At 73.6% G+C, this 15,644-nt stretch carries 16 protein-coding genes; 7 read left to right on the top strand and 9 right to left on the bottom strand.

Translation table 11 applies throughout. From position 1 onward, the window contains the following. Positions 1-25: 25 nt before the first annotated feature. From FGF04_RS00475 to FGF04_RS00450, 6 genes are all read right to left on the bottom strand, one after another. Positions 26-1,213, bottom strand: a complete 1,188-nt coding sequence (locus FGF04_RS00475) for a GDSL-type esterase/lipase family protein (RefSeq protein ID WP_149509159.1) — start codon at positions 1,211-1,213, stop codon at positions 26-28. Positions 1,214-1,314: 101 nt separating this feature from the next. Next, the gene (locus FGF04_RS00470) at positions 1,315-1,884 is read right to left on the bottom strand and encodes a TetR/AcrR family transcriptional regulator (RefSeq protein WP_149509158.1); all 570 of its coding nucleotides are present in this window, start codon (positions 1,882-1,884) and stop codon (positions 1,315-1,317) included. 98 nt (positions 1,885-1,982) lie between these two features. Next, positions 1,983-2,918, bottom strand: coding sequence for a hydroxymethylbilane synthase (hemC, locus tag FGF04_RS00465; RefSeq protein ID WP_149509157.1), 936 nt, complete (start codon positions 2,916-2,918; stop codon positions 1,983-1,985). Between the two features lie 107 nt (positions 2,919-3,025). Further along, the gene (locus FGF04_RS00460; protein WP_149509156.1) at positions 3,026-3,274 is read right to left on the bottom strand and encodes a hypothetical protein; all 249 of its coding nucleotides are present in this window, start codon (positions 3,272-3,274) and stop codon (positions 3,026-3,028) included. 156 nt (positions 3,275-3,430) lie between these two features. Beyond that, the gene (locus FGF04_RS00455) at positions 3,431-4,090 is read right to left on the bottom strand and encodes a fasciclin domain-containing protein (RefSeq protein WP_149509155.1); all 660 of its coding nucleotides are present in this window, start codon (positions 4,088-4,090) and stop codon (positions 3,431-3,433) included. A gap of 96 nt (positions 4,091-4,186) precedes the next feature. After that, positions 4,187-5,818: a sulfite oxidase gene (locus FGF04_RS00450; protein ID WP_149509154.1), complete on the bottom strand. Its 1,632-nt coding sequence runs from the start codon at positions 5,816-5,818 to the stop codon at positions 4,187-4,189. Between the two features lie 152 nt (positions 5,819-5,970). Here FGF04_RS00450 and FGF04_RS00445 point away from each other — a divergent pair, with 152 nt between their 5' ends. Next, on the top strand, positions 5,971-6,354 hold the full coding sequence (locus tag FGF04_RS00445) for a DUF952 domain-containing protein (RefSeq protein ID WP_149509153.1): 384 nt from the start codon (positions 5,971-5,973) through the stop codon (positions 6,352-6,354). A 70-nt stretch (positions 6,355-6,424) separates the two neighbouring features. Further along, entirely contained in the window at positions 6,425-7,984 is a 1,560-nt protein-coding gene (locus FGF04_RS00440) for a CYTH and CHAD domain-containing protein (protein ID WP_149509152.1), read from the top strand. A gap of 144 nt (positions 7,985-8,128) precedes the next feature. Here the strand turns inward: FGF04_RS00440 and FGF04_RS00435 are convergent, their stop codons facing one another. Continuing rightward, entirely contained in the window at positions 8,129-11,068 is a 2,940-nt protein-coding gene (locus FGF04_RS00435; protein ID WP_149509151.1) for a SpoIIE family protein phosphatase, read from the bottom strand. Between the two features lie 177 nt (positions 11,069-11,245). On the opposite strand from FGF04_RS00435, the gene rpmG reads away from it, so the two are divergent. The 4 genes from rpmG to FGF04_RS00415 all read left to right on the top strand — a co-directional run bounded on the left by rpmG (position 11,246) and on the right by FGF04_RS00415 (position 12,689). Next, complete coding sequence (rpmG, locus tag FGF04_RS00430; RefSeq protein WP_149509150.1) at positions 11,246-11,410, top strand: 50S ribosomal protein L33; 165 nt, start codon at positions 11,246-11,248, stop codon at positions 11,408-11,410. 46 nt (positions 11,411-11,456) lie between these two features. Continuing rightward, positions 11,457-11,717 carry a type B 50S ribosomal protein L31 gene (locus FGF04_RS00425; RefSeq protein WP_149509149.1) on the top strand — a complete coding sequence of 87 codons (261 nt, stop codon included), beginning with the start codon at positions 11,457-11,459 and terminating at the stop codon, positions 11,715-11,717. A 33-nt stretch (positions 11,718-11,750) separates the two neighbouring features. Next, positions 11,751-11,873, top strand: coding sequence for a type B 50S ribosomal protein L36 (gene ykgO / locus FGF04_RS00420; protein WP_058921773.1), 123 nt, complete (start codon positions 11,751-11,753; stop codon positions 11,871-11,873). 249 nt (positions 11,874-12,122) lie between these two features. Next, positions 12,123-12,689, top strand: coding sequence for a snapalysin family zinc-dependent metalloprotease (locus FGF04_RS00415; RefSeq protein WP_149509148.1), 567 nt, complete (start codon positions 12,123-12,125; stop codon positions 12,687-12,689). A 46-nt stretch (positions 12,690-12,735) separates the two neighbouring features. On the opposite strand, the gene FGF04_RS00410 is transcribed toward FGF04_RS00415, so the two are convergent. Then, entirely contained in the window at positions 12,736-13,200 is a 465-nt protein-coding gene (locus tag FGF04_RS00410; protein WP_149509147.1) for an ATP-binding protein, read from the bottom strand. Positions 13,201-13,532: 332 nt separating this feature from the next. Between FGF04_RS00410 and FGF04_RS00405 the strand changes: the two genes are divergently transcribed. Further along, complete coding sequence (locus FGF04_RS00405) at positions 13,533-15,212, top strand: serine/threonine-protein kinase (protein WP_328596265.1); 1,680 nt, start codon at positions 13,533-13,535, stop codon at positions 15,210-15,212. Here the strand turns inward: FGF04_RS00405 and FGF04_RS39850 are convergent. Continuing rightward, on the bottom strand, positions 15,187-15,644 hold a 458-nt coding region (locus FGF04_RS39850; protein ID WP_188113905.1), incomplete at its 5' end, for a hypothetical protein. The genes FGF04_RS00405 and FGF04_RS39850 overlap by 26 nt on opposite strands.

Genomic DNA, 15,644 nt, shown 5'->3' with positions numbered 1-15,644 from the left:
GTGGCGGGCGTTCAGCGATGGGCTTTCAGCGATGGGCCGCGGGGCCGAACGCGCCGTCCGCAGCGAAGACCTGCTCGGCGAAGCGCTCGCCGATGCGGCGGTGCGTGGCGGCGTCCGGGTGGAGCTGGTCGGGCAGCGGCAGTTCCTCGTGGTCGGCCTCGCCGTACAGGCGCAGCCCGTCGAGGTAGTACAGGTGGGGGTCCTCCTTGGCCCGCTGCGCCACGACGCGGGCCAGTTCGTCGCGCACGACGCGCAGCGTCAGCTTCCCGGCCGCCGTCTCCGCCGGGTCGCCCATCGCCACGAACCGCAGCTGCCCGTCGCTCAGATGGTCGAGGTCCGGGGCGCTCGGGCCGGGCGTGTCCTCGTGGATGGGGCACAGGATCGGTGAGACGACCAGCAGCGGCACGTCCGGATGACCCTCGCGGATGGTGTCCAGGAAGCCGTGGACGGCAGGGGTGAAGGCGCGCACGCGCATCGCGTCGGCGTTGACCACATTGATGCCGATCTTGAGACTGATCAGGTCGGCGGGGGTGTCGCGCAGGGTGCGCGCGGTGAACGGGTCGAGCAGCGCGCTGCCGGCCAGCCCCAGGTTGACCAGCTCCACCCCGGCGAGGGAGGCGGCGACGGCGGGCCAGATGCCCGTGGGCCCGGCGGCGTCGGAGCCGTGGCTGATGGAGCTGCCGTGGTGCAGCCACACCCGGCGCCCCCGGTCCGGGGCGGGGTCGACGGGGGCGTCGGTGCGCAGGGCGACGAGCTCGGTGGTCTCGTTGTGCGGCAGCCAGATCTCGACGTCCTTGTCGTCGCCGGGCAGGCCGTCGAAGCGGACGGTGCCGGCCGGACCGGTGCGCAGTTCGGCGCTGCCGGTGGCCATGTCGATGGTCAGGGTGTTGCCGTCCTTGACGCTGCCGCGGCCGGCGAGCCGCCCGTCGACGAGCAGTTCGTACACACCGTCCGGGCGGGGCGGGGCGCCCGTGTACTCCCGCTTGGTGGGCCGGGTGTCCAGCTCGACGGCGGTGGCCCGGGTGCGGAACACGAGCCGTACGCCGGACGGCTGGGACTCGGCCATGGCGAGCTGGCCGTCGGGGTACTGGGCGCGGGCCCACGCGGGCAGCCGGTGCGGCAGCACGCCGTGCTCGGTGCGCTCCAGGTCGAGGGCGCCGCGCAGGAGGTCCGCGGTGAGGGGGGTGGTGATCCAGTGGTGCTGGGTGTGCATGGTGTCGACCTCGTCGGTTCGGTCGGTCGGATGAAGGGCCCGGGCCCGGTCTGCGCGACGGGGCGGTGCCCGGTCTGCGCGGCAGGGCGGCGGTGCCCGGCCTACGCGGCGGGCCAGTTGCGCAGGAGGGCGTCGAGGGAGTCGAGGATCCTGGTCCAGGACTCCTGGGAGTCGGGGGCGCTGTGGCTGAACCCGCCGGCCAGTTCCAGGCTGACGTAGCCGTGGAAGACGCTGCCCAGCAGCCGGACCGCGTGGGTCTGGTCGGGCTCGGTCAGGTCGTAGCCGCGCAGGACGGCCCGTGTCATGTGGGCGTGCCGCCCGCCCGCGCTCGCGGCCGCCGACTCGGGGTCGAGCCTGAACTGCGCGGCGGCGTAGCGGCCGGGGTGCTCCGCGGCGTAATCGCGGTAGACGTTCGCCAGCGCGGTCAGGGCGTCCTTGCCGGCGCGCCCGGCCAGGGCGGCCGCCGCCCGGTCGGCGAGCTCCTCAAGGGCGAGCAGGGCGATCCGCGTCCTGAGGTCCTGGGAGTTCTTCAGGTGCGAGTACAGGCTCGCGGTCTTGACGTCGAACTGCCGGGCCAGCGCCGAGACGGTCACCTGGTCGAAGCCGACCTCGTCGGCGAGCTCGGCGCCCGCCCGTACCAGCCGCTCCGTCGTCAGACCCGCGCGGACCATAGGCTTCCTCCCTCTCGGTCTGGGCACAACCGATTATGCATTTGCCTAAAGCGTTTAGGCAAATGGACATCAGGTGCAGGGAGGAGGGTGGTGCCGGGTCAGTGGTCGATGGAGTCGATCAGGTCCCGCGCGCCCTGGCGCAGCAGCGCGACGGCCACGGAGGTGCCGAGCGTGGCGGGGTCCAGGCGTCCGGCCCACTCGTGGGCGTCCAGTCTGGTCTTGCCGTCGGGGGTGAACACGCAGGCCCGCAAGGACAGTTCACCGCCCGGTGTCGCCGCCGCGTAACCGGCGATCGGCGAGTTGCAGTGGCCCTGGAGGACGTGCAGGAACATGCGCTCCGCGGTGGCCTCCCGGTGGGTGTCCGCGTGGCCGAGCGCACTGACGGCGTCGATGACCGCGGTGTCGCCCTCGCGGCACTGGAGGGCGAGGATGCCCGCGCCGATCGGCGGCATCATCGTCTCGGGGGAGAGGACCTCGGTGATCACGTCGGTGCGTCCGATGCGCTCCAGCCCTGAGGCGGCGAGCAGCAGCGCGTCCGCCTCGCCGGCCGCGAGCTTCTCCAGGCGCCGGTTGGCGTTGCCGCGGAACGGCACACATGTGAGATGCGGGTGCGAGACGGCGAGCTGCGCGACACGGCGTACCGAGGACGTCCCGATCCGGGTGCCGGGCGGCAGCTCGTCCAGGGAGAGCCCGCCGGGGTGGACCAGCGCGTCACGGATGTCGTCCCGCTCGAGGAAGGCCGCGAACAGGGTGCCCGCCGGGAGCGGCCGGTCGGCGGGCACGTCCTTGACGCAGTGCACCGCCAGGTCGGCCTCGCCGGCCAGCAGGGCGGCGTCGACCTCCTTGGTGAACGCCCCCTTGCCCTCCACCTGGGAGAGGTCGCCCATCCACCGGTCGCCGGTCGTCTTCACGGGGACGACCTCGGTACGCGTCCCGCGGTGGAGCGCGGCCAGCTCGGCGCGCACGCGCGCCACCTGGGCCAGGGCCATGGGCGAGTCGCGGGAGACGATGCGGATCAGTTCGGGAGCGGGCATGCGGCCCACCCTAGACCGTGGGGCCCGGACCTACCCGGAATCCGCCCGGGAGGGCGCCGCGTCCGGTGCCGACGCCAACCGGGCCCACCCGTGGAACAGTTGACCCGTCAGTGGTCCGCCGGCTGCCGTTCAGCGCCCCCTCGCCGGTGGCCGGGGTGGTCCGGGTCGTCCTCGGCCGACGGCAGGACGTTGGAGCCCTCCGACCAGTGGTTGACCCAGCCGCAGTAGGAACAGGCGTACCTGTTGTTGAGCCCGCTCACCTGGGCGCCGCACTGGCGGCAGTCCGTCGTGGTGATCTCCGCGCCGGCCGCGGTCGCGACGGCGTCCCCGGCTTCTCCCGCCCCCTCCTGCCTCATACAGGCAGCGTACCCGCGGACGTCCGTCCCACCGGGGGCCCGGCACAGGAGGTGGCCGGGGCTCCGAGCCCCGGCCACCTCCGTCTCCCTCCCCGTCGAGGGAGACCGGTCGCCGGGCCGCCGCCCCCTGACGGCGACCCGGCGTGGCACATCCCGTCAGCTGGTCGGCATCAGGACGGTGTCGATGATGTAGACGTTGGCGTTCGCGGTCTTCACGTTGCCGCAGACCACCTTGGCCGAGTCGTTGACCTTGTAGGACTCGCCCGAGCCGGAGGTCGTCAGCTTCGACTTCTCCAGCGTCGGGAAGGAGCCGTTCTCCAGGTCCTTCGGCGCGAGCTTCTGACCCACGACGTGGTACGTGAGGATCTTCGTCAGCGTGGCCTTGTCGGCGAGGACCTTGTCCAGGTCGGCCTTCGGGATCTTGGCGAAGGCGTCGTTGGTCGGCGCGAACACCGTGATGTCCTTGGCGTTGTTCAGGGTGTCGACCAGACCGGCCTTCTTCACCGCGGTCACCAGGGTGGACAGCGCCGGGTTGTTGGAGGCGGCCGTCGCGACCGGGTCCTTGGCCATGCCGTCGAAGGAGCCGGAACCGCTGGCCGGCACCGACGAACAGGCCGGGCCGAACGGCTCGTCCTTCGCGGCGGTGTCGCCGGAGCTGCCCATGCTGTCGTCGGACGCCGTGGCGGGGGCCGACGCCTTGCTGGAGGAGTCCGACTTCGCGGAGTCGCTGTCGCTGTCGGAGCAGGCGCTCAGGGACAGCGGCAGGACGGCGGCGGCGGTCACGGTGACGGCGATACGGCGGATACGGGTGTTCATGATCTCTCCTATGGTTCGACGCAACCGGGGCTGCGTCCGTTCGGGGGTGGGGAAAATGGCTCGTAGGGGATGGCTTACGGGTGGTGGTTCGGGGGATCAGTCGACGGTCACCACGACGGAGTGGCGTCCGCTCGCGCCGTCGGGGACGGTGCCGGTCCGTTCCGCGGTCTGCACCTCGCCCGTGCGGTCTGTGGCGCGCACGCTGAGGGTGTGACCGCCCTTGGCGGCCTGCCAGTCGTAGGACCACTGGCGCCAGGTGTCGCGCGAGTCCTCGGCGGCGAGCCGGGCCTCCCGCCAGGGCCCGTCGTCGATGCGCACCTCGACCTTGTCGATGCCGCGGTGCTGGGCCCAGGCGACCCCGGCGACCATGACCGAACCGGCCTTCGGGCGGGCGAACGGCTTGGGGGTGTCGATCCGCGACTGCGTCTTGATCGGCGCCCGGCGGGCCCACTTCCGCTTGACCCAGTAGGCGTCGTAGGAGTCGAACGAGGTGAGTTCGATGTCCTCGATCCACTTGCAGGCCGAGACGTAGCCGTACAGGCCGGGCACCACCATGCGGACCGGGAAGCCGTGCTCGAACGGCAGCGGGCTGCCGTTCATCCCCACGGCCAGGAGCGCGTCCCGGCCGTCCATGAGGTCCTCGACGGGGCTGCCGATCGTCATGCCGTCCACGGAGCGGGCCACCAACTGGTCGGCGCGTCCGCCCTTGGAGGGCGGCTTCACCCCGCACTCGGCCAGCACGTCGGCCAGGCGTACGCCGATCCAGCGCGCGGTGCCGGCGTAGGGGCCGCCGACCTCGTTGGACACGCAGGTGAGCGTGATGTCGCGCTCGACCAGCTCACGCCGCAGCAGGTCGTCGAAGGTGAGCGTGAGCGGCCGCCGGACGCCGTCGCCGTGGATGCGCAGCCTCCAGGAGGTCGCGTCCACCTTGGGCACCACCAGCGCGGTGTCCACGCGGTAGAAGTCCCCGTTCGGGGTCATGAAGGGACTGATGCCGGCGATGCGCAGCCCGGCGCCCTTCGGCACCGGCTGCGCCCGCGAATCCGGCACGGGCAGCACCACGTCGGCCCGTGAGGCCACGGCGTCGCGGCTCGCCGAGCCGCTCAGCGAACGGCCCAGCAGACCGGTGCCGGCGGAAGCCGCCGCCACGGCGGTCGCCGCCACGACGAACCCCCGGCGGTCCCAGCCGGGCTCCGGGGGGGAGCCGTCCTCGGGCCCCGCACCGGAATCCGCGGGAGCGGTGACCGGAGCGGTGGCAGGAGTCCGCAGCCTGCCGATCAGCAGGTAGAGGAGCCCCGCCGCCACCAGCGCGCCCACCACGGAGGGCAGCGCGTCGGTGAACCCGGCCGAGTCCGGCCGGCTGAGCGCCGCCGCGGCCCCGACGACACCGAAGAGCAGGACTCCCGCGGCCCCGGCGCGCCGGTACCGCAGGGCGACAACACCCAGGGCGATCGCGAACAGCACCAGTACGGCGAGAATCCCGAGTTGCAGGACCAATTTGTCGTCGGTGCCGAAATTCCGGATCGCCCAGTCCTTCACGGACGCGGGGGTGCGGTCGATCGCCGCGCCGCCGACCGCGACGACGGGACCGGCCTGCGGGCGCACCCACGCCGCCGTCAGTTCGGCGACGGCGAGCGCCGCGAAACCCGCGAGGAGGCCGCTCAGCGCAGCGAGCGCCGGCCGCACCCACCCGGGTGTCGTTCGCGTCTGCTTCTCTTCGTCCGTCACGTGGGGAATCCGGTTCCGGAAGCAGGGCGGATTGGTCGATCACCCGATCGGGGCGAATTCTTTTTCCGACCAATCCGCGGGCGCCGTGGCTACGGATCAAGCAATTCCGGCCCTTTTATTTCTGCTGCCGGCCGCTGTTGTATAACCGGACGATGATCTATCACGCCGTACCGCTCGCCGACTGGGCCGCACGCCCCGAAGCCCCCTACGCGCCCGCCTCCCTCGCCGAGGACGGCTTCGTCCACTGCTCTCCCGACGAGGCGACCACACTGGCCGTGGCCGACGCCTTCTACCGGGACGCGCCCAGGCCGCTGCTCGTCCTGCTCCTCGACGAGGAACGCCTCACCGCCAGGCTGGAGTACGAGGCGGCGGACCCCGTCCCGCCGCCCGGGGTGGCCGGGGACGTCCTGTTCCCCCACCTGTTCGGGCCCATAGACCGGGACGCGGTCGAGCGTGTCCTGGAGGTCCGGTGGGACGCCGCGGGCCGGGCGATCGGCCTGGAGCCGTCGGACACGGAGGCGACGGGGCACCGGTGACACGCGCTGCGGGACCGACGCGATGCCCGGTTTCGCGTTTCGTCCGGCGGATCGTGTCAACCGGTAATAAATGGCCCAGTCGACACGAGAGACAGAGCGAAAGTACGAGGTTCCCGCATCCGCCGATGAATCCTGGCTGTCCAAGCTGGATCGCGTGGACGGGGTCGCGGCGGTCGTCGACCGCGACCTCCAGGAGCTGGACGCGGTCTACTACGACACCGACGACCTGCGGCTGTCCCGCTCCTCGGCCACGCTGCGCCGCAGGACCGGCGGCGCCGACGCCGGGTGGCATCTGAAGCTGCCGCTGTCGGGCGACACCCGGGAGGAGATCAGGTCGCCCCTGACCGACACCGTTCCCGACGACCTGCTCGCCCTGGCCCTGTCCCGCACCCGGGGGGCCGCACTGGCTCCGGTGGTCCGCATCCGCTCGACGCGCGAGGTGCGCCACCTGGTCGACGCCGACGGCACCGTGCGCGCGGAGCTGTCCGTCGACACGGTCCGCGCGGACTCCCTGCGCGACGGGGGCGCGAGCGCCGCGTGGAACGAGCTGGAGGTGGAGCTGGCCGAGGACGCCGACCCCGCCCTCCTGGACGCCGTGGACAAGAAGCTCCGCAAGAAGGGCGTCGCCCGCGCGCAGTCCCCGTCCAAGCTGGCCCGGGCGCTCGACGAGACCGGGGCCGGGAGCACTCAAGCCGCGCCGCACGAGGAGTCCGGCGGGTCCGGCGGGTCCGGCGGACCCGCCCCGGACCGGGCGGGCGCACAGGTCCTCGCGTACGCGCGCGAGCAGGTCCGGGTCCTGACCGCGCTCGACCCGGCCGTGCGGCGCGACCTGCCCGACGCCGTGCACGGCATGCGGGTCGCCTGCCGCCGCCTGCGCAGCTGCCTGCGGTCCTACCGGTCCGTGCTCGACCGGGAGGCCATCGACCCGGTCCGGGGCGAACTGAAGTGGCTGGCCGGTGAGCTCGGCGCCGAGCGCGACCACGAAGTACTGCACGAGCGGCTCGGTGGGGAGATCGACGCCCTGCCGCAGGAACTGGTCCTCGGGCCCGTCGCCGCGCGGCTGCGGGTGTGGGACGTCACCGGCAGCGCCGCGTCCCACCGGCGCACGCTCGAGGCCCTCGGCTCGCCGCGCTACCTCGCCCTGCTCGACTCCCTCGCCGCGCTGCTGGAGCGGCCGCCCCTGGCCGCCGACGCCGGCAGGAGGGCCGACAAGGTCATGGCCAAGGCCGTCCGCAAGGAGTACGGGCGGCTCGCCGGACGCATGACGAAGGCCCTGGAGCTGCCGCCCGGCCCCGAGCGCGACGTGGCGCTGCACGAGGCGCGCAAGGAGGCGAAGAAGGTCAGGTACGCGACGGAGGTGGCGCGCCCGGCCCTCGGGAAGCCGGCCAAGGAGCTGGGCAAGCGGGTCAAGGCGGTGCAGAAGGTCCTCGGCGACCACCAGGACAGTGTGGTGGCCCGGACCGTACTGAGGGACCTCGCCGTGACCGCGCAGACCGCGGGCGAGGCCGGCTTCACCTGGGGCCTGCTCTACGGCGTCGAGCAGGCGCGCGCGGAGGCCCGGGAACGGGAGCTGCCCTCCGTGTGGGAGTTCGCCTCGGAGCCCGGGCCGCGCGAGCGCATCGGCCGGTGAACCCGGGTCGCACGGCCGCACCACGGGCCGTGCGACCCGGGCTCCGCCACGCATGCGACAGGCCCCTGCCCGGCCGCGCCGTCCGTCCGTACCGCCCGGCCGCCGCCGTGCGGCCACATGGTGGGGACGGCTGCGTGCCGACGGCTACGTGTCGTTCTCGCCGGACAGGAGCACGTCCAGGTCGGCGGCGAACAGGTCCGCGTCGAACAGCACGGCGTCCCGCGCGTCGTCCGGGCCCCCGTCCTGCCGGTCACCGCGGCCGCGCAGGACCTGCTCGGTCCAGATGCACTTGCCCGTCGGCGTGTAGCGCACCCCCCAGCGCTCCGAGAGGGACCTGACCAGCTGCAGTCCGCGGCCCCCCTCGTCGCTCTCCTTCGCGCGGCGGATGCGGGGCATGGTCAGACTGCCGTCGTAGACCTCGCAGATCAGCCCGGAGTCGTAGAGCAGGCGCAGCCGCACGGGCCCCCTGGCATGGCGTACGACATTGCCCACCAGCTCGCTGACCAGCAGTTCCGTGGTGGGTACGAGGTCGTCCAGACCCCAGTCGGCCAGTTGCCCGCGGACGTGGCGGCGGGCCTGGCCGGCGGCCTTCGGGTCCCTGGGCAGCGGCCAGGCGGCCATCCGGTCGGCGGGCAGCGCGTGCAGCCGGGCGACGAGGAACGCCGCGTCGTCGGCCGCCTGCTGCTCGGCGGGCAGCAGAGCGGCCGTCAGGGTGTCGCACAGGCGCTCCAGGTCCGCGCTGGTGCCGTCCTCGTGGGTACGGCGCAGGAGCCGGCCCAGCTCCGCCATGCCCGTGTCGATGTCCCGCTTCGCCGACTCGACCAGCCCGTCCGTGTAGAGCACGAGCAGGCTCCCCTCGGGCACCGCCATCTCCAGCGTCTCGAACGGCGGCCTGGCCGCCCCGAGCGGCGGGTCGGCGGACGGCTCCGGGAAGTGCACGGAACCGTCGGGGTGCAGCAGGGCCGGCGGGGGGTGCCCCGCGCGGGCGATGGAGCAGGTCCGGGTGGTGGAGTCGTAGAGCGCGTACAGACAGGTTGCGTACGACTCCTCGTTCAGGCTGCCGACGACGTCGTTCAGGTGGCTCATGATCTCGTCGGGGGGCAGTTCGAGGTCGGCCAGCGTGTGGACCGCGGTGCGCAGCCGGCCCATGGTGGCCGCCTCGGGCATGCCGTGGCCCATCACGTCGCCGACGACCAGCGCGACCTGGCCGCCGGACAGCGGGATGATGTCGTACCAGTCGCCGCCCACGTCCATGCCCTGGCCCGCGGGGAGGTAGCGCGCGGCGGCCGAGCAGGCGGCCAGGCGGGGCAGACCCTGGGGGAGCAGACTGCGCTGCAGCTCGCGGGAGCGGGCGTGCTCGGCGTCGTAGAGCCGGGCCCGCTCCAGGGCCTGCGCCACGAGGGCGCTGATGGTCGTCAGCAGGGTGCGTTCCTCGTCGCTCAGCAGGCGCGGCCGGTCGAAGGAGACGACGCACACGCCGAACGTCTGGCCGGACGCGGCCAGCGGCAGGAACGCCCACGCCTGTTTGCCCGCCAGGGCGGGCACGTCGGCCAGCGCCGGCGAGTGCGCGACGAACTCCTCCACGGACGACAGGAACAACGGGGTGCCCGAGGTGATCGGGTCCCAGGCGGGGTCGCCGAAGCCCCTGGTGCGGACCTCGCCCGCCTCCAGGAACTCCTGCGCGTAGCCGACGGCGCCGACCCGGTGCAGCCGGTCGCCCTCGACCACCTGCATCAGCAGCCCGGTGGCGTCGAACGGCGGCAGCACCCGCCGGGCCACGGCCTCCACCACGTCCTGCGAGGTCGTCGCCCTGGCGAGGTCCGTGGTCAGCTCCGTGATCCGGGCCGCCCGTTCGGCCGCGGCCCGCTCGGCCGTGCGCCGTTCCACGGCCAGGCGCCGCTTGGTGGTCACGTCGGTGAAGTAGAGCGTGCGGCCGTCGGGTCCCGGGACCAGCCGTACGTGGAAGACCCGCCCGCTCCTGGGCACGCGGACGTCGAAGCCGACGGGCTCCCCCTGCCGGGCCGCCGCCCGGCAGCGTGCCTCCAGGCCGGGCACCTTCGTCGCGGAGGCCAGGTCCCACAGGCAGCGCCCGAACAGCTCCTCCTCGGAGTGGCCCAGGGTGCGCTCCGCCTCCAGGTTGGCGAAGGTGATCCGCCAGTGGTCGTCCACCGCCAGGAAGCCGTCGCTCATGTGGCGCAGGGCCCGGCCGAGGGCGTCGCGGGCGGAGCGCGGCTCGTCGGTCTCCCAGCCGACGCCGACCATCCGCAGGGCCTCACCGCGTTCGTCGTAGGTGGTCCGGGCGCGGGCCCGGATCCAGCCGTACGAGCCGTCGGGGCGCCGCACCCGGTAGTCGGCCTCGTACACGCCCCGGTCCCGGATGGCCCGCTGCGCCGCCGCCAGGGTCGGGGCGAGGTCGTCGGGGTGGACGATCCGCATCCAGTCCTCGATCCGGCCGGAGAACTCGGCGGGGCGGATGCCGTAGAGCTCCAGCGCCGCCTCGTCCCAGGTCAGCGCGCCGGTGCGGATGTCCCAGTCCCAGGCCCCGACGCCGACCTCCTTCAGCGTCCGCCGCCGGCGCTCGCCGTCCGGCCGGGCGGGCACGGGGGCGGACGGCGACGGTGCCTGGAGGATGCGCTCCTCGGTCCAGGCGACGACCGCCCGCAGGAAGTCCCACTGCCGCGGGGCGGGCTCGCCCCGGTCGCCCGTCAGGACGGTGAGCGCGCCGATGCGGCGGTCCCCGCTGGACAGGGGCAGGGCGGCGAGACCGGAACCGGGCCAGGCGGGGCCGTCGGGCCGGACGGGKGAATTGCCGGGCTCCAGCGGGACCCACACACCGCTGCCCCGCTGGAGGGCGAGCGCCGGGGCCGAGGGCCCCTCCTGGTCGACGATCTCCCAGGAACGGACGAGGGCGGACGGCAGGCCGGCCGCGGACACCAGGCGCAGCGCGGACGTGGGGCCGCGGAGGTGGACCGCCGCGCCGAGCGCGCCCAGCTCTCCCACCGCGTGCTGCAGCGCCAGCCGGAAGACTTCGCTCTCCGGGGCACCGGGGGCCACCGTGGCGAGCAGATCCAGCCGTGCGTTCATGTCGGGAACCCTATCGCTCCACCTGGGCCGGAACCGTACTTCGTGAGGGCTGTCCGGCGGCACCCGCGCCGGTGCGCGGTGGGGGAATACCACCCGGGGGGCGTGGGTTGTACCGCATGTGAATGACATGGCCCCCTCAAGCCAGAGGGGTGTCCGGGGGTGTGAAAGGAGACGTTCATGGCTGCCAGAGACACGCGTCCGGTGGTGACGCTGAGGTCCACGGCCGGAACCGGCGCGACCTACGTGACCCGGAAGAGCCGTCTGAACGACCCCGACCGGCTGGTCCTGCGCAAGTACGACCGGGTGGCGGGGGAGCACGTCCTCTTCCGCGAGGAGCGATGAACCAGGCCGTGGCGCCCCGGCGTACGGCTGCGAGGAAGGAAACCCCATGAAGTCCGGAATTCATCCCGTCTCCCGCCCGGTCGTCTTCCGCGACCGCGCCTCGGACACCGCGTTCCTCACCCGTTCGACCGCGGACTCGTCCGCGACGATCGAGTGGGAGGACGGTGCCACCTATCCGGTGATCGACGTCGAGGTCTCCTCGGCCAGTCACCCCTTCCACACGGGCAGCGCGCGGGTCATGGACAGCGCGGGCCGGGTGGAGAAGTTCGAGCGGCGCTACGGCCGTTCGGCGTCGGCGACCCGCTGACGCCGGGCCGGCGCCGGAGCAGGAGGAGGAGCCATGAAGGTGCGCAAGTCGTTGCGCTCGCTGAAGGCCAGGCCGGGCGCGCAGGTGGTGCGCCGGCGCGGCACGGTCTTCGTGATCAACAAGAAGGACCCGCGCTTCAAGGCCCGCCAGGGCTGACGCGCTAGGCGGTAGGTTGTGGGGCCCGGTCCCGGGTGGGGCCGGGCCCTGTTGTGCGTTCGGGTCGTTCCCGCTCGGCTCGGCTCGGCTCGGCTCGGCTCGGCTCGGCCCGTTCGGCTGGTCCGTCCGTTCCGTGCCGCTCGTGCGTCCGTCTGGCCGATCGACGGATTGGCGGCCGCCCTTGCCGGGCAGGGAGCCAGGGTGTTATGTCATGTGCACGACTACCTTCCCCCCACAAGGAGGTCGACCATGCACGTCCGGAAGCTGACCGGCTCGTTCGCCGCGGTCCTGGCGGTGACCCTCTCCCTGATGGGCGGTCAGGCCGCGGCCGCCCCGGCCCCGGTCGCGGACCGCGCCGCCGCCCGGGTCGTCACCTACGACGCGAGCGCCTCCGCGGAGTTCAAGTCCGCGGTCGACCGGGGCGCCGCGATCTGGAACGAGAGCGTCGACGCCGTCGAACTGCGGCCCGTCGCGTCCGGGCAGCGCGCCAACATCCGCATCCTCGCGGACAACGGCTGGCCCCGCGCGCTGACCACCTCACTGGGCAACGGCACCGTCTACATCGGACGGCAGGCGGTCGACCAGGGCTACAACACGATCCGCATCTCGTCCCACGAACTGGGGCACATCCTCGGGCTGCCGGATCGCAAGCCCGGCCCGTGCACGAGCCTGATGTCCGGTTCCAGCGCGGGCACCGCCTGCACGAATCCGTATCCGAACGCGGCCGAGAAGTTCGAGGTCGAGGGCAACTTCGGCGGCGCGCTCGCGCGCACGGGCGGGGTCGCGGTGCCGCTGGGCGCGGTGGTCGTGGACTGACCCGTATCCGCTGAAGTGGTCCCGGCAACCAGGCGCCGGGACCACGTCAGCGGGCGGCCGGACCGAGGTCGGACAGGAGGGCGATCCGGGCCGTGATGTGCTTGCCGACCGGCTCCCGCTGCACCTCGAAGCCCTCGCAGACGGCCATGACGATCTCCAGACCGTGCTGGCCCACCCGCCCGGGGTCCGCGGCTCTGGCGATCGGCAGCACCGGGTCGCTGTCCCAGACCGACACTTCGAGCGTTCCGCCGACGATGCGCAGGTCGAGCAGGACCGGTCCCGGCGCGTACTTCATGGCGTTGGTGACCAGCTCGCTCACCACCAGCTGCGTCAGGTCCATCGCACGGGCCGTCACCGGCAGACCGTGCTCGGCCTGCGCCTCCGTGAGGAAGCCGGCCGCGAGATGACGCGCCTCGGCGATGCAGTACGAATCGCCTTCCAGGGCGACGGCGGTCTCCATACGCCCGCGTTGCGGCGCCATCCGGCCTCCGCCCTTGATCAATGAATTCATGCAGTCCGCCTTCACCAGATGCTCGCCCGCATGTACCCCCTCCTGCGCCGCATACGCACCTGGCGTCCGAGAAACCGGGCCGGCGCGAAGATCGGTGGAGTAACGGCGGGAAGCGGGGGTAGTGGCCCCATGTCGCGGGAAAGCGGGACGTGGAGCCTGGGGAGGTCGCACGTCCCGCTTCCCCGTGTCCGAAACCCTTCGCACCTCGTGTCCCGGAGGCCTTCCGGAGCCCCGGACGCGAGTGGTTTCCGGATCCGTTGAACACGGGACAGGGCCCTCTGCGTACTCCTGGTGACCGATGACCGGGAGCACGGCTTCAGCGAGGGATGGGCATGGCCGACACGGGTCCCACTGCGAACGAGCTGGTCGCCGGCAGATACCGGCTGCACGAGGTGGTCCACCGTGAGGTCAACCGCGTCTGCTGGTACGGCGAGGACACCCAGTACGCGCGTCCGCGGCTGCTGACGCAGACACAACTGCCGCCCGGCGCGCCGCGGGACGCGGCCGGACACGCCCTGGCGGGGATCACCTACGCGTCCGAGGTCATGGGGGTGCGCTGTCCGAGCGGGGTCGCGAACGTCATCGACGTCGTCGACGTGACCGAGGAGTTCGGCAGCCTGTGGACGGTCGTCGAGTGGATCGACGGCGTACCGCTGGGCGAGTTCCTCGAACAGCACGGCCTGCTCGATCCCGTACGGGCCGCCCGTATCGGGCTCGACCTCCTCGACGTCCTGGAGGCCGCGCACGAGGAAGGGATCGTCCACGGCGAGCTGAGCCCCGGCCAGGTGTTCGTACGCGACCACGGCGGGGTGGTCGTGGCCGGCTACGGCCTGGCGGGGGCCGGGACCGCGGCGCGGATCGGCGCACCGGCGTACGCGTCCCCGGAGCAGGCACGGGGCGAACCGTACGGCGAACCGGCGGACCTGTGGGGGCTGGGCGCGCTGCTCCACACCATGACCGAGGGACGCCCGCCCTTCCGGGACCGGGGCCGGCCGGAGGCGACGTACAAGGCGATCGTGCGGCTGCCGCTGCGGACTCCCCGGCGGGCCGGACCGCTGGCCGAGGCCGTGCAGGGGCTGCTCCACAAGGACCCGTACGAACGGCTCACCGGGCCGGAGGCCCGTGCGGCGCTCGGCCGCGTCCTCGGCGAGGACGTCGCGGACCTGCCGCCGGCACCCCCGCGGGCGGCGCCCTCCGGGCATGCCTCCATGGACCCGGTGGAGGGAGGGCGGAACCTCAACCGGGCGGCGCTCGCCGGGGTCGCGGCGGTCGCCGCCGTCGCCGTGGCGGTCACGGCCCTGGCCCTGACCGGCGACGACTCAGGCACCGGCTCCTCGGCGGTCGCCGACGCCACGGCCTCCCGGCCCGCGGGCGTGCTCCCGAGCGCCGGCGACGGGAACGGGCCGGGCGCACCGGGTTCCGGCCCGGCCACGGCGTCCCCCGCGCCGTCCGACTCACGCTCCGGCTCCGGCTCCGGTTCCGGCTCCGCTCCCGCCACGTCGCCGCCGCGGCCCTCGCCGTCGCCCTCCCGCACCGGCGGGGCCCTTCCGGACGGCTTCCGCGTCCACACGGCGCCGGAGGGGTTCGCCGTCGCGCTGCCGGAGGGCTGGCAGCGGCTCGACACCGGGCGCGCGAAGGACGGTTCGTACCGCGTCGTCTTCGGCGACGGGGGCGACCCGCGGAACCTGGCCGTCACCTACAGCACGCGGGTCGGCTCCGACCCGGTCGCGGTGTGGCGGGACACCGTCGAGCCGGCGCTCCGGCGGGGGCCCGGCTACGACAGGGTGGGCGCGATCCGCGCGACGACCTACCAGGGGCGCGAGGCCGCCGACATGGAGTGGGTCGACGAGACCGACGGCACACGGGTACGCACGTTCGGGCGGGGCTTCCTCCTCGGTGGCGGCGAGGGCTTCTCCCTGCGCTGGACCACCCCGGACGCGGACTGGGACACGAAGGCCAACCAGCGCGCGCTGAAGACGTTCCTGGCTACCTTCCGCGGCTCGCGGAGCTGACCGGAGCCCGGCGCACGTGCGGGGACCGGGCACGGCGCCGCAGGACGAGGCAGCCGGCCGCGCCGAGCAGGGCGCCGGCACCCAGCGCGGTGCCGAGGGCGACGTCCCGGTCCGAGGGGCCGGAGGCGGAGGCGCCGCCGACGCCGGCGCGTACGCCGAGCGTGGGCCGGACGGTGGCGGGGGAACCGGTGGCCGAAGGGCTGGCGGCCGAGGTGGCGGTGGCGGACGGACCGACGGCCGGTGTGCTGAGGCCCGGAGCGGTGGCGGCCGCGCTGGCGGGGACGGGGCGCCGGGGCAGGACCTCGCAGGCTATGCCGTCGTCCGCGCCCTGGTCCTCGTCGAGCCGGTTCGGGTCGGTGGGGTCCTGGTCGTACACCGACTGCGCCTCCTCCTGGTAGGTGAAGTCGCGGCAGTCGACGTCCTGGGCGTGGG

This window comes from Streptomyces apricus (genome assembly GCF_008369065.1).
GTDB lineage: Bacteria > Actinomycetota > Actinomycetes > Streptomycetales > Streptomycetaceae > Streptomyces > Streptomyces apricus.
Note: the sequence above shows the minus strand (reverse complement) of the source record. Positions and strands in the feature narration are given on the sequence as shown.

What these genes read in the sequence shown, in the direction of transcription:
- FGF04_RS00455 (WP_149509155.1), bottom strand. Translation starts at nt 4,090, where the DNA reads ATGAACACCCGTATCCGCCGTATCGCCGTCACCGTGACCGCCGCCGCC.
- FGF04_RS00460 (WP_149509156.1), bottom strand. Translation starts at nt 3,274, where the DNA reads ATGAGGCAGGAGGGGGCGGGAGAAGCCGGGGACGCCGTCGCGACCGCG.
- FGF04_RS00475 (WP_149509159.1), bottom strand. Translation starts at nt 1,213, where the DNA reads ATGCACACCCAGCACCACTGGATCACCACCCCCCTCACCGCGGACCTC.
- FGF04_RS00425 (WP_149509149.1), top strand. Translation starts at nt 11,457, where the DNA reads ATGAAGTCCGGAATTCATCCCGTCTCCCGCCCGGTCGTCTTCCGCGAC.
- hemC (WP_149509157.1), bottom strand. Translation starts at nt 2,918, where the DNA reads ATGCCCGCTCCCGAACTGATCCGCATCGTCTCCCGCGACTCGCCCATG.
- FGF04_RS00410 (WP_149509147.1), bottom strand. Translation starts at nt 13,200, where the DNA reads ATGAATTCATTGATCAAGGGCGGAGGCCGGATGGCGCCGCAACGCGGG.
- FGF04_RS00415 (WP_149509148.1), top strand. Translation starts at nt 12,123, where the DNA reads ATGCACGTCCGGAAGCTGACCGGCTCGTTCGCCGCGGTCCTGGCGGTG.
- rpmG (WP_149509150.1), top strand. Translation starts at nt 11,246, where the DNA reads ATGGCTGCCAGAGACACGCGTCCGGTGGTGACGCTGAGGTCCACGGCC.
- FGF04_RS00405 (WP_328596265.1), top strand. Translation starts at nt 13,533, where the DNA reads ATGGCCGACACGGGTCCCACTGCGAACGAGCTGGTCGCCGGCAGATAC.
- ykgO (WP_058921773.1), top strand. Translation starts at nt 11,751, where the DNA reads ATGAAGGTGCGCAAGTCGTTGCGCTCGCTGAAGGCCAGGCCGGGCGCG.
- FGF04_RS00440 (WP_149509152.1), top strand. Translation starts at nt 6,425, where the DNA reads ATGGCCCAGTCGACACGAGAGACAGAGCGAAAGTACGAGGTTCCCGCA.
- FGF04_RS00470 (WP_149509158.1), bottom strand. Translation starts at nt 1,884, where the DNA reads ATGGTCCGCGCGGGTCTGACGACGGAGCGGCTGGTACGGGCGGGCGCC.
- FGF04_RS00445 (WP_149509153.1), top strand. Translation starts at nt 5,971, where the DNA reads ATGATCTATCACGCCGTACCGCTCGCCGACTGGGCCGCACGCCCCGAA.